The sequence below is a fragment of the Burkholderia sp. Z1 genome (assembly GCF_014893795.1).
In the GTDB taxonomy this organism is placed as follows: Bacteria; Pseudomonadota; Gammaproteobacteria; order Burkholderiales; family Burkholderiaceae; genus Burkholderia; species Burkholderia theae.
Map to the genome: position 1 here is coordinate 472789 of NZ_JACFYL010000002.1, position 12730 is coordinate 485518.

General features: G+C 67.1%; 10 protein-coding genes. 8 read left to right on the forward strand and 2 right to left on the reverse strand.

The genetic code is table 11. The features are described 5' to 3' along the window. Nucleotides 1-78 precede the first annotated feature (78 nt). A complete protein-coding gene (yiaK, locus tag H3H55_RS19245) occupies nucleotides 79-1095 on the forward strand; it encodes a 3-dehydro-L-gulonate 2-dehydrogenase (RefSeq protein WP_193099797.1) in 1017 nt (338 codons plus the stop codon). A gap of 119 nt (nucleotides 1096-1214) precedes the next feature. Further along, a complete protein-coding gene (locus H3H55_RS19250; protein WP_226800306.1) occupies nucleotides 1215-2507 on the forward strand; it encodes an MFS transporter in 1293 nt (430 codons plus the stop codon). 39 nt (nucleotides 2508-2546) lie between these two features. Here the strand turns inward: H3H55_RS19250 and H3H55_RS19255 are convergent, their stop codons facing one another. Then, nucleotides 2547-4724 carry a TonB-dependent siderophore receptor gene (locus tag H3H55_RS19255; protein WP_193099798.1) on the reverse strand — a complete coding sequence of 726 codons (2178 nt, stop codon included), beginning with the start codon at nucleotides 4722-4724 and terminating at the stop codon, nucleotides 2547-2549. Nucleotides 4725-5138: 414 nt separating this feature from the next. Here H3H55_RS19255 and H3H55_RS19260 point away from each other — a divergent pair, with 414 nt between their 5' ends. Continuing rightward, nucleotides 5139-5585 carry a hypothetical protein gene (locus H3H55_RS19260; RefSeq protein ID WP_193099799.1) on the forward strand — a complete coding sequence of 149 codons (447 nt, stop codon included), beginning with the start codon at nucleotides 5139-5141 and terminating at the stop codon, nucleotides 5583-5585. 18 nt (nucleotides 5586-5603) lie between these two features. Here the strand turns inward: H3H55_RS19260 and H3H55_RS19265 are convergent, their stop codons facing one another. Continuing rightward, nucleotides 5604-6350 carry a TetR/AcrR family transcriptional regulator gene (locus H3H55_RS19265; RefSeq protein ID WP_080970850.1) on the reverse strand — a complete coding sequence of 249 codons (747 nt, stop codon included), beginning with the start codon at nucleotides 6348-6350 and terminating at the stop codon, nucleotides 5604-5606. A 170-nt stretch (nucleotides 6351-6520) separates the two neighbouring features. Here H3H55_RS19265 and H3H55_RS19270 point away from each other — a divergent pair, with 170 nt between their 5' ends. The 5 genes from H3H55_RS19270 (at nucleotide 6521) to H3H55_RS19290 (ending at nucleotide 12707) form a co-directional block, all read left to right on the forward strand. Further along, a complete protein-coding gene (locus H3H55_RS19270) occupies nucleotides 6521-7702 on the forward strand; it encodes an isovaleryl-CoA dehydrogenase (RefSeq protein WP_048246614.1) in 1182 nt (393 codons plus the stop codon). A 31-nt stretch (nucleotides 7703-7733) separates the two neighbouring features. Continuing rightward, on the forward strand, nucleotides 7734-9341 hold the full coding sequence (locus H3H55_RS19275; RefSeq protein ID WP_129515752.1) for a carboxyl transferase domain-containing protein: 1608 nt from the start codon (nucleotides 7734-7736) through the stop codon (nucleotides 9339-9341). Between the two features lie 17 nt (nucleotides 9342-9358). Continuing rightward, the gene (locus H3H55_RS19280; protein ID WP_193099800.1) at nucleotides 9359-10144 is read left to right on the forward strand and encodes an enoyl-CoA hydratase/isomerase family protein; all 786 of its coding nucleotides are present in this window, start codon (nucleotides 9359-9361) and stop codon (nucleotides 10142-10144) included. A 39-nt stretch (nucleotides 10145-10183) separates the two neighbouring features. Next, a complete protein-coding gene (locus H3H55_RS19285; protein ID WP_193099801.1) occupies nucleotides 10184-12181 on the forward strand; it encodes an acetyl/propionyl/methylcrotonyl-CoA carboxylase subunit alpha in 1998 nt (665 codons plus the stop codon). Nucleotides 12182-12503: 322 nt separating this feature from the next. Beyond that, entirely contained in the window at nucleotides 12504-12707 is a 204-nt protein-coding gene (locus H3H55_RS19290; RefSeq protein ID WP_193099802.1) for a hypothetical protein, read from the forward strand. Nucleotides 12708-12730 lie beyond the last annotated feature (23 nt).

Here is a 12730-nt window from a genome sequence, read left to right on the forward strand (position 1 = left end):
GGCTCGCGCCACGAGCCGGGGCGGCGGCATCCGGTGCCGGATCGAACCGCATCACAAGAACTTCAGGAGACAGGCAAGATGATCCGAATTCCGTTCGAGGAGTTGCAGGGCGCCATTTATCTCGCGCTCCTGAATGCGGGCATGAACGAGCACGACGCCGGCGTCTGCGCACGGGTGCATGCCGAGGCGACCTGCGACGGCGTCAACTCCCACGGCATCAATCGCGTCGCGCGCTTCGTCGACTACGTCCGCAAAGGCTGGGTGGATCTGCAAGGCGTTCCCACGCCGGTCAAGCGCTTCGGCGCGATCGAGATCCTGGACGGCAACCGCGGCCCCGGCATTCTCAATGCGTTGTCCGCGACCGAGCGCGCGATGGCGATCGCGGCCGAGCACGGCGTCGGCATCGTCGCGCTGCGCAACACGACGCACTGGATGCGCGGCGGCACGTATGGCTGGCACGCGGCCGATCGCGGCTACATCGCGATCTGCTGGACGAATACCGAATCCTGCATGCCGGGCTGGGGCGCCAGGAAACCGCGCGTCGGCAACAATCCGTTCGTGATGGCGGTGCCGCGGGACAAGGGCCCTATCGTGCTCGACATGGCCATGTCGCAGTACTCGTACGGAAAACTGCAGGCGACCCGCCTCAAGGGTAAAAACATGCCGTTTCCGGCCGGTTTCGACAGCGAAGGAAAGCTGACTGCGGAGCCCGGCCCGATCGAGGCGTCGATGCGGATCCTGCCGATGGGGTACTGGAAGGGCTCGGGATTCGCGATCATGCTCGACGTGCTGGCCGCCGTGCTGTCGGAGGGGCTGGCGACGAACGGGATCGATGCCGTGCAGCAGGGCAGCTGCACCGGCTGCTCGCAGGTCTTCATCCTGATCGACCCGCGCAAGCTGGGCGGCGAAGCGTTCACGAACGAGGTCGCCGACAGCGTGGCCGATTACGTGAATACGTCGGAACTCGCGGAAGACAGCCGCGAGGTGCTGTATCCGGGGCAAAGCGCGCTGCGGACCCGCATCGAACAGCGGCAGCAAGGCGTTGCCGTCGACGACGGCATCTGGGCCGACGTGCTCGCGCTGGCGGAGCAGTGAGGTCAGCGCATTCGTGACGCGGCGCCGGCAGGCAGCGCGGCCCGCACGGGATTGCGAAACGAACCGGCGTAGGATCGCATCCATCTCCGCCGAAGCTCTTGTTTTCATCGGGAGAACTGATGATGAAGGCGGACGTCACGCTCGCGCTCGGCGCAAGCACCGAAACACTGCACGAAGACGCGTTGTACCGGAAGGTGGTACTGAGGATCGTCCCGCTGTTTTTCCTCGGCTTCATCATGTCCTATCTGGACCGCGTGAACATCGGTTTTGCCAAACTGCAGATGGCGGCCGATTTCGGCCTGACGAATGCGTCCTTCGCACTCGGTGCGAGCGTGTTCTTCTGGGGCTACATGCTGTTCGAGATTCCGAGCAACCTGATCCTCCGGCGGGTCGGCGCACGCGCATGGATTGCGCGGATCATGATCACGTGGGGGATCGTGTCGACCCTGATGATCTTCTCGAGGAACGAGGCCGCGTTCTATTCACTGCGCTTCCTGCTTGGTGTCTGCGAGGCCGGTTTCGTGCCGGGCGTGATGTATTACACGAACACGTGGCTGCCCGCCCGGCGCCAGAGCGGCATGTATTCGCTGTTCCTGATGGCGTTGCCGATTGCCGTCGTGTTCGGTGCGCCGCTATCCGGCGCGATCCTGGAGACGATGAACGGCGTGGCCGGCATCAAGGGATGGCAGTGGCTGTTCCTGCTCGAAGGGCTGCCGTCCGCGGTGCTGGGCGTCGTGATCCTGGCGCTGCTGCGCAACCGGCCGGCCGACGTCGATTGGCTGACGCCGCGCGAGAAGCAGATCATCGAGGCGAATGTCGCGAAGGAGGCGGCGTCCAAGTCGCATCGCGTCGCGGATGCGTTCCGGACACCGAAGATCTATGCGCTGATCGTCGTGATGATCCTCTTCAACACCGCTTTCTACGGGCTGACGTTCTGGATGCCGACGCTGTTTCATGACGCGGGCGTCGCGAACAGCCTGGATGTCGGACTGTTCACGGCCATCCCGTTTGGCGTCGCGGCGATCTGCATGTACGTGAACGCGAAGGTCGCGGAGAAGTCCGGGCGGCTGCGCCGGCACGGCGTGGTGCCGGTCGCGCTGGCCGCCGTCGGCCTGTTCGTCGCGACCGTGGCGCATGACAGCTTCTGGCTCGCGCTGATCATGCTGACCGTCGCGACGTCGGGCATCCTGTCGCTGATGCCGATCTACTGGACGCTGCCGGGACGCGTGCTGTCCGGTGCGGCCGCGGCGGCCGGCCTCGCACTGATCAACGCGTGCGGGAGCCTGTCCGGGATCCTCGGCGCGATGATCATCGGTTACGCGGGCATCCGGACCGGCATGGCGATCCTGGCAGGCTTCCTGTTGCTGTGCACCGTCGTGTTCTACCGGGTCTGCCCGCCGACGGCGGAATGACCCGGGCCCGGTTTACGGCTGCCCCGGCCGCCCCGGCCGTCAGAACGACACCGTTGTCGTCAGCGTGACGAGTCGCGGTTCGCCGACCGCGACGATCAGGTTGTTGTTGCTCGACGGGTAGTAGGTCTTGTCGAGCAGGTTCTTCACGTTGAGCTGGATGCGTGTCGGGAACTTGCCGATCGTCGTTTCGTAGGCCGCGAACGCGTCGACCGTCACGTAACCGGGCAGCGTGAAGCTGTTCGCGGTATCGCCGGGACGTGCGCCGACGAGGCGCGCGCCGCCGCCGAAGCGCCAGCGGCCGGGCAGGTTCGCGATCGCCGTGTCGTACACCGCGAACAGGCTGCCCGTATGGCGCGCGACGTTGACGAGCGGCGTGTTGCTGTCGCGATCGTTCGCGTTCGTGTATGCGTAGCTGCCGATCACGCTCAGGTGGCGCGTGATCTGCCCCGCGACGTCGAGCTCGATCCCGCGCGAGCGCGCGGTGCCGATCGTCGACGTGATGTCGCCCACCGTGACCGCGACGTTGCGCTTGTCGATCTGGTAGACCGCGAGCGTGCCCGTGATCGCGGGCTTCAGGCTGAACTTCAGGCCGGCTTCGAGCACACGGCCGTATTCCGGCGCGAGCGGCGCGGTGACGTTCGTTGCGACGTTCGGCTTGAACGAGCGGCTCACGTTCGCATACGCGGTCAGCGCCGGCGTGAGCGCATACGCGAGCCCGAACTGCGGCAGCCAGACATTGCCGCGCGAGCGGTCGGCGAACACGAACGGCCGGCCCATCCCCGATTCCTGCTGCCAGTTTTCCCAGCGCAGCCCGCCCACGGCGGTCAGCCGGTCGGTGAGCTTCACCGAGTCCTGCACGATCATCGAATACGCATGCACCACCGACCGCGAATCGCTTTGCTTCGGGTTCGGCGTGCCGCCCGGCGCGAGCATGCCGTACACGGGATCGTAGAGATTGAAACCCGTCGTCGCCTTGCCGCGGATCGTGTCGCCGCGGAAGCTGCGCTGCCGCTCGTATTCGCCGCCGACGTAGAGCGCGTGATTCATCCCGGCAAGCGTCACGTTGCCGAGCAGGCCCAGTGTGGCGATCTGGTCGGAATCGTTGCGCCCGAGGTTCGCATCGGACGAGCGCGTCATTGCGCCCGTCTTGCTGTTGAACGCGGTGGCGCGGGTAATGTATTGGTCGTAGCGATCGCGGCCCCAGCCGTAGGTTGCACGCATGCGCCACGCGTCGGAGAAGCGGTGCTCGATGCGCGCGCGCAGCGTTTCCTGGATGCCGCTGCTTTGCGACCACGCTTCCTCGTAGCGGCGGTAGCGCAACGCATCGTCGAGCTGGCCGTTCACGAGCACGGTGCCGCGATCGAACGGCGTCGTGTAGTCGACGTACTGGTAGCTGACGTCGATCGACGTGTTCGCGTCGTGCCAGGACAGCGCGGGCGCGATCAGCGCGTCGCGCTGGCGGCCGAAGCTGCGCCAGTAGCGGCTCGTGTCGTATTCGCCGGTCAGCCGGAACGCGAGCGTGCCGCCCGCGACCTGGCCGGGCTTGCCGAGCGGGCCGGTGAGATCGAACAGCGCGCTGCCGCCGCCGTGGCTCGTGCGCGATGCCGAGATCGAGCCGCCGAACGTGTCTTCCGGCTTGCGCGTGACGAGGTTGATCACGCCGCCCGGGTCCTGCATCCCGTACAGCAGCGACGCCGGGCCCTTCAGCACTTCGACGCGGTCGATCGTCGCGAGATAGCTGTGCAGCACCGGCGTGCGCACGCCGTCGACGAGCACCGAGCCATCGTTGTTCGACCCGAAGCCGCGCTTGGTGAACGCGTCGCGCGTGCCGCCGAGCGTGTTGGTCTGCGTGACGCCGCTGATGTTGCCGAGCACGTCGTCGAGCGAGCGCGCCTGCTGGTCCTGCATCACGGCGCTGCTGACTACCGCGACCGATTGCGGAATCTCCTTGAGCGAACGGTCGTCGCCGCCCGCGATGCTGGTGGTACGCGGCTGATAGCCGATCGTCGGATCGACGGCCGCCGACGCGTTGACGCTGATGGCCGGGAGTTCGTGTTCGGCGGGCGTCGTGGTGGTCGATGCGGCGGGTGTGGTGTCCGCGCGTTCGGCGGTGGCGGCATGCGTGCCGCTCGCGACGCACAGGGTGATCAGGGCAGGCAGGCTTGTGCGCCACGGACGAAGGGTCCGGGCGCGGCGGGGCGTTCGACGGGATGGCATGAATCGATGCAGGACGGAGTACTAAGGATCGGGTCGCGGGCCGCAGCGTGTCGCCGCAACCAGGATGCGCATGATATATGTAATGAGAATCATTTGCAATTGTAATGAGGCGATCGGCAGCGCATGGGCCTTGGTTGCCGGGCCGTCGGCCGTCTGCTACCGTAGCGCCCAAAATCACACGCAGTGAAATTCAACGAGAGAGCCGGGGGCCGCACATGTCATCTTCTTGTCACGTCGCGTTCAGCGCGACGCTGCGCACCGCATTCGACCATGCGGGTGGTGAAGTGATCGCAGCCGTGTTCCGCCATTCGAACGATTAAAAACGGCAGCGCATTTATCGGGCGTTGTGCCGGGCAGCCGGCGCAGCGCCGACGTCAGTCACTTCAACCACCGAGCTAGACGGGAGACCACCCAATGAAAAAGATTTCCGCGCCGTTCGCGGCGGCCGCGCTCGCGGCGTGCGCCATGCTGGCGGGCGTTCACCAGACCGCTTTTGCAGCACCGGACGGCGAGCCCGCGATCGACGCGCATTACGGCGCCGTGATCGAGGCCTACACACAGGACATGGCCGCCGCGAAAACGAAATACGACGGCAAGCGCCTGGTGTTCGTCGGCGCCGTGATCCGGATGGGCAGCGACCCGGGCGGCACGTATTTCGGCGCGCTGACGTCCGACGGCGAACAGTTCGACACGCATTTCGACGTGGCCGACCAGGATGCGCTGAAACCGAAATTTCCCGGCGGCGAGATCAAGCCGTTCACGGCGTCTTCGAGTTTCCGGTTCAGCTGCGTGAACGAAGGTTATATCGATGCACCGGTGTTGCCGGGGCTGAAGCTGGCCCACTGCCGCCTCGCCAACTGACCGGCGCGCCGCCGCGCGCTATGCGCGCGTGCTTTCGCCTTCCAGCCGCCGCACGGCTTCCGCCACTTCGTTCCTGAAGCGCACGAGCGCCGCCTGCTCCGGCGCGGGCGGCTGCACGGCGGCCCACAGCATGTCGATCAGCTGCGTGGCCGTCGTTTCCGTATCGAGCTTGCGGTGCCCGAGGATCGCATCCCACAGCACGTGCTCGATCGGCCCGAACACCATCGAGCGCAGCAGGCTCAGCGGCAGGTCCGCGCGAACCTGCCCGGCCGCCTGGCCGCGCGCGAGCACGTCCATCAGCGGCGCCGTGTAGCGGCGCTGCAGCGCGGTGAGCTCGTCGCTCAGCGCATGCTGCTTCGCGCGACCTTCCGACAGCACCAGCGCGCACAGCCCCGTGCCGTTCACGAGCATCAGCCGCAGGTGGGTGCGGACGATGAACGCGAACTGCTGCTGCACCGACGCCTCCTGCGGCATCCCGTGCTCGAACGCGGCGATGATTTCGTCGTACCAATCCGCGATGACGCGTGCGCACAGCTCGCGCTTGCCGCGGAAGTAGCTGAACACCGTCGCCTCCGACACGCCCACGCGCTGCGCGATCTCGGCGGCCGTCGCATGCTCGTAACCCTTTTCGGCGAACACTTCACGGCCGGCGCGCAGAATGTCCTGCACGCGCTGCTGGGATTTGCGCCCGGCGGGCGCGCGCGGCGCGTCGGCGCGGTCGGCTTTGACGGTGTCGGTCATGGTGTCGGCGGTAGCGGCTGTCATGTCCGCATGATATCTGAGTGTCACTCAAAAAACTATTGACGCCGAACCCGGCGAGGCGCGAAACTGTGCAAAATTTCCGCTGTATTGGTCAATGAATCGGCGCATTCATTCGATCTGAGCGAAACTCAGAAATCGGTGAGTGCAACACACTTTCTGGAGACGGAGGAGACATGATCAACCTGCCCGGCGTGCAATTCATGCTCGGTGAAGACATCGAGATGCTGCGCGATGCCGTCGCGACGTTCGCGGCGAAGGAAATCACGCCGCGCGCGGCGGAGGTCGACCGCACCGACCAGTTTCCGATGGATCTGTGGAAGAAGTTCGGCGATATCGGCGTGCTCGGCATGACGGTGGCCGAGGAATACGGCGGCGCGAACATGGGCTACACGGCACACATGGTCGCGATGGAGGAGATCTCGCGCGCGTCGGCGTCGATCGGCCTGTCGTACGGCGCGCACTCGAACCTGTGCGTGAACCAGATCCACCGCAACGGCACCGAGGCCCAGAAGCAGAAATACCTGCCGAAGCTCGTGTCGGGCGAACACATCGGCGCGCTCGCGATGAGCGAGCCGAACGCCGGCTCCGACGTCGTCAGCATGAAGCTGCGCGCCGACAAGCGCGGCGATCGTTACGTGCTGAACGGCACGAAGATGTGGATCACCAACGGCCCCGATTGCGACACGCTCGTCGTCTATGCGAAGACGGATATCGAAGCGAATTCGCGCGGCATCACCGCGTTCATCGTCGAGAAGGGGATGAAGGGTTTTTCGGTCGCGCAGAAACTCGACAAGCTCGGCATGCGCGGCTCGCACACGGGCGAGCTGGTGTTCCAGGACGTCGAAGTGCCGGAAGAGAACATCCTCGGCCAGCTCAACGGCGGCGTGAAGGTGCTGATGAGCGGCCTCGACTACGAGCGCGCGGTGCTGTCGGGCGGGCCCACGGGCATCATGGCCGCGTGCCTCGATGCGGTCGTGCCGTATATCCACGATCGCAAGCAGTTCGGCCAGTCGATCGGCGAATTCCAGCTGATCCAGGGCAAGGTCGCCGACATGTACACCACGTTCCAGGCGTGCCGCGCGTACCTGTACGCGGTCGGCCGCCATCTCGACTCGGCGGGCAGCGACCACATTCGCCAGGTGCGCAAGGACTGCGCGGGCGTGATCCTCTATACGGCGGAGAAGGCAACGTGGATGGCCGGCGAGGCGATCCAGATCCTCGGCGGCAACGGCTACATCAACGAATACCCGGTCGGCCGCCTGTGGCGCGATGCGAAGCTGTACGAGATCGGCGCCGGCACGAGCGAGATCCGCCGGATGCTGATCGGCCGCGAGCTGTTCGCGGAAACGATGTAACGCCCCACGTCACGCGAACGGAGCCCCGTCGATGCCGATCATCGAATCCAAACTGAACCCGCGTTCGGAAGATTTCCGCGCGAACGCCGCGGCGCTCGAGGCGGTCGTCGCCGACCTGCGCGCGAAGATCGAACAGCTCGCGCAGGGCGGCGGCCAGGCCGCGCGCGACAAGCACCTGTCGCGCGGCAAGCTGCTGCCGCGCGACCGCATCGCGCAACTGCTCGATCCGGGTGCGCCGTTTCTCGAGCTGTCGCAGCTTGCGGCGAACGGCATGTACAACGACGACGCGCCAGGCGCGGGCGTCATCACCGGGATCGGCCGGATCGCGGGCCGCGAGTGCGTGATCGTGTGCAACGACGCGACGGTCAAGGGCGGCACCTATTACCCGGTCACCGTGAAGAAGCACGTGCGCGCGCAGGAAATCGCCGCGGAAAACCGGCTGCCGTGCGTGTACCTCGTCGATTCGGGCGGCGCGAACCTGCCGAACCAGGACGACGTGTTCCCCGATCGCGACCACTTCGGCCGCATCTTCTTCAACCAGGCGACGATGTCGGCGGCGGGGATCGCGCAGATCGCCGTCGTGATGGGCTCGTGCACGGCGGGCGGCGCGTATGTGCCGGCGATGAGCGACGAGTCGATCATCGTGAAGGACCAGGGCACGATTTTCCTCGGCGGGCCGCCGCTCGTGAAGGCCGCGACCGGCGAGGAAGTGAGCGCCGAGGATCTCGGCGGCGGCGACGTGCACACGCGCCTGTCGGGCGTGGCCGATCATCTCGCACAGAACGACGCGCATGCGCTGTCGATCGCGCGCAACATTGTCGATCACCTGGCGCCGAAGATCGCGTCGCCGGTGGCGCTGCGCGAGCCGAAGCTGCCGCGCTACGACGCGAAGAGCCTGTACGGCGTGATTCCCGTCGATACGCGCAAGCCGTTCGACGTGCGCGAGGTGATCGCGCGCATCGTCGACGATTCCGAATTCGACGAATTCAAGGCACGCTACGGCACGACGCTCGTCACGGGCTTCGCGCACATCTGGGGCCACCCGGTCGGGATCGTTGCGAACAACGGCATCCTGTTCTCCGAGTCGGCCGTGAAGGGCGCGCATTTCATCGAGCTGTGCTGCCAGCGCAAGATTCCGCTCGTGTTCCTGCAGAACATCACGGGCTTCATGGTCGGGCGCAAGTACGAGAACGAAGGCATCGCGCGGCATGGTGCGAAGATGGTGACGGCCGTGTCGAATGCGAAGGTGCCGAAGTTCACCGTGATCATCGGCGGCTCGTTCGGCGCCGGCAACTACGGGATGTGCGGCCGCGCATTCGGGCCGCGTTTCCTGTGGATGTGGCCGAACGCCCGCATCTCGGTGATGGGCGGCGAGCAGGCCGCGTCGGTGCTCGCGACCGTGCGCCGCGACGGCATCGAGGCGAAGGGCGGTTCGTGGTCGACCGACGAAGAGGAAGCATTCAAGCAGCCGATCCGCGACCAGTACGAGCGCCAGGGCCATCCGTATTACGCGAGCGCGCGGCTGTGGGACGACGGCGTGATCGACCCTGCGCAGACGCGTGACGTGCTCGGGCTCGGCCTGGCCGCGTCGATGAACGCGCCGATCGACGACACGCGCTTCGGCGTGTTCCGGATGTAACGAGCAAGGAGCGGACGATGCGATACGAAACCATCAAGGCAGTCGAAGCGAATCGCGTGGCGACCGTCACGCTCGCGCGTCCCGACGTGCGCAACGCGTTCAACGAGACGACGATCGCCGAGCTGACCACCGCGTTCGAATGGCTCGATGCGCACGCCGGCGTGCGCGCGATCGTGCTCGCGGCGGAAGGCACCGCGTTTTGCGCGGGCGCGGACCTGAACTGGATGAAGAAGATGGCCGGTTACTCGGACGACGAGAACCGCGCCGACGCGCGCAAGCTCGCGCGGATGCTCGAGGCGATCCATCGCTGCGGCAAGCCGGTGATCGCGCGCGTGCATGGCGACGCGTATGCGGGCGGCGTGGGCCTCGTCGCGGCGGCCGATATCGCGATCGCCGCCGACGGCGTGAAGTTCTGCCTGTCGGAAGCGCGGCTCGGGCTGATTCCCGCGACGATCGCGCCGTACGTCGTGCGCGCGATGGGCGAGCGCGCGGCGCGCCGTTACTTCACGACGGCCGAGGTGTTCGACAGCGCGCGCGCGGCGTCGCTCGGCTTCATTCACGACGCGGTGCCGGCCGACGCGCTCGACGAAACGGTCGCGAAGCTGGCCGCGGCGCTGGTCGCGAACGGCCCCGACGCGGTGCGCGCATGCAAGCAGCTCGTCACCGACGTGGCCGGCCGCGCGCTCGACGCGACGCTGATCGAGCAGACCGCCGAGTGGATCGCGCGGACCCGCGCCGGCGCGGAAGCGCGCGAAGGGATCGCGTCCTTCCTCGAAAAGCGCACGCCGTCGTGGCGTGAATGACGCCCTCGTGACCCACACTTTCCGGACGACACCGAAGCCATGTTCGACAAGATTCTGATCGCCAACCGCGGCGAAATCGCGTGCCGCGTCGCCGCGACGTGCAAACGTCTCGGGATCGCGAGCGTCGCCGTCTATTCCGACGCGGACGCGAACGCGAAACACGTGGCCGCGTGCGACGAAGCCGTGCACATCGGCGGCTCGGCCGCCGCGGACAGCTATCTGCGCATCGAGCGCATCATCGAAGCCGCACGCGCGACCGGTGCGCAGGCGATCCACCCCGGCTACGGCTTCCTGTCGGAGAACGAGGATTTCGCGCATGCATGCGAAGCGGCCGGCATCGCGTTCATCGGGCCGCCGGTCGACGCGATCGCGGCGATGGGGTCGAAGGCCGCCGCGAAGGCACTGATGCACGCGGCGGCCGTGCCGCTCGTGCCCGGTTATCACGGCGACGACCAGGACGCGGTCCACCTGCATCGCGAAGCGGATGAGATCGGTTACCCGGTGCTGCTGAAGGCGAGCGCGGGCGGCGGCGGCAAGGGGATGCGCGTGGTCGAGCGCTCCGACGATTTCCCCGCGGCGCTCGCGTCGTGCCAGCGCGAAGCGGCGAGCAGCTTCGGCAACGACCGCGTGCTGATCGAGAAATACCTGACGCGCCCGCGCCACGTCGAGGTGCAGGTGTTCGGCGACACGCACGGCAATACCGTGTACCTGTTCGATCGCGACTGCTCGGTGCAGCGCCGTCACCAGAAGGTGCTCGAGGAAGCGCCGGCGCCGGGCCTGCCCGACGACCTACGCCGCGCGATGGGCGAGGCGGCCGTCGCGGCCGCGCGCGCGGTCGCTTATGTCGGCGCGGGCACCGTCGAGTTCATCATGACGGGCGACGCGTTCTACTTCATGGAAATGAACACGCGCCTGCAGGTCGAGCATCCGGTCACCGAGATGGTCACGGGGCTCGACCTCGTCGAATGGCAACTGCGCGTCGCGTCCGGCGAGCCGCTGCCGCTGAAACAGGACGAGCTGCGCGTGCAGGGCCACGCGCTCGAGGCGCGCCTTTATGCGGAGAATCCCGGGCGCGGCTTCCTGCCGTCCACCGGCACGCTGAAGCACCTGCGGCTGCCGGCCGGCGTCGAGTTCGCCATCGGCGCGGCGGTGCGCGTCGACAGCGGCGTGCGCGAAGGCGATGCGATCACGCCGTTCTACGATCCGATGATCGCGAAGCTGATCGTCCACGGCGCCGACCGCGCGGAAGCGCTGGGCCTGATGCTGCGCGCGCTGCGCGCATGCGAGGTGGTGGGCCTGCATACGAATGCCGCGTTCCTGCAGCGGATCGTCGCGTGCGAGCCGTTCGCGACGGCCGACCTCGACACGGGCCTGATCGAGCGCAACCACGACGCGTTGTTCGCGCCGCAACAGCCGCCGCGCGCGATGCTCGCGCTGGCCTGCGCGGCGCTCCTCGCGCGCGAGCGCGGGGCGGTCGCGCATCGTGCATCGCCGTGGGGCGCGCTGCCGGACTGGCGGCTGAACGGCGGTTATCGCCGCACGCTCGAATGGCATGCGACCGATCGCGAAGCGGACCTGACGGTTGTGTATGAAGACGACGGCGCCGGTGCACGCATCGCGGCCGGCGACGAAGCCGCGCAGCCGTTCGTGTGGGCGCGCGGCGCCACGCCGCTCGATTTCGACGTGACGCTCGGCGGCGTGCGCAGCAGCGGTCGCGTGGTTGCGGACGGCGACACGTTCCATGTGTTCACGCAGGGCGCGGCCGAGACGTTCGAATGGCGCAACCTGATCGCGCATGCGGGCGACGTCGAGCAGGGCGGCGGGCGGCTCACCGCGCCGATGCCCGGCAAGGTGATCGCGGTGCTGGTCGAGCCCGGCCAGAAAGTCGAAGCCGGCACGCCGCTGATCGTGATGGAAGCGATGAAGATGGAGCACACGATCGGCGCGCCGAGCGCGGGCGTCGTTGCCGAAGTGCTGTACGGTGTCGGCGACCAGGTCGCGGATGGCGCGCAGCTGCTGATGATGGCGGAAGGCTGAGTCGGGCTTTCTCGTTGTGCGCGGGCCGGCGGCTGCGGTTGCCGGCCCGCGCGAACCGCTGCGCGATTCACCGCATGCGCGTTGTCGCTATGACACCGCATCGATCGTCACGGCACGCGTGAGCAGTGCGAATCTTTCGATTGCATTACGCGCAACACACGACGTATCCCGCCACACCCTCACGTGTCTCCGTTCGCGAGCACGTCGACCTCTGCCTGCACGCGACACCGTTGTGTAACACGTGGTAATTAGCATCTCGGCGACGATATGACCGGCGCGGGTCCGCGCTCGTGTCACGTCATCACATCCACGGAGATACGTTATGCGAAAGTCGGCCCTCCGGCCCTTCGCGGTCGTTGGCTCGCTCACGCTGATCGCACTCCTCAGCGCCTGCGGCGACGACCTGACCACCGACCCCGCGCCCGTCGCACAGCAGAAGGCCGCGTGCGGCGGCGGCGCCGTCGCCACCGCGCAGATGCACTGCCCGCCGGGTTTCACCGCGCCTGCATCCTCGCCCGCTTCCTGATACCGGCCGTTCCCACCAGAAAT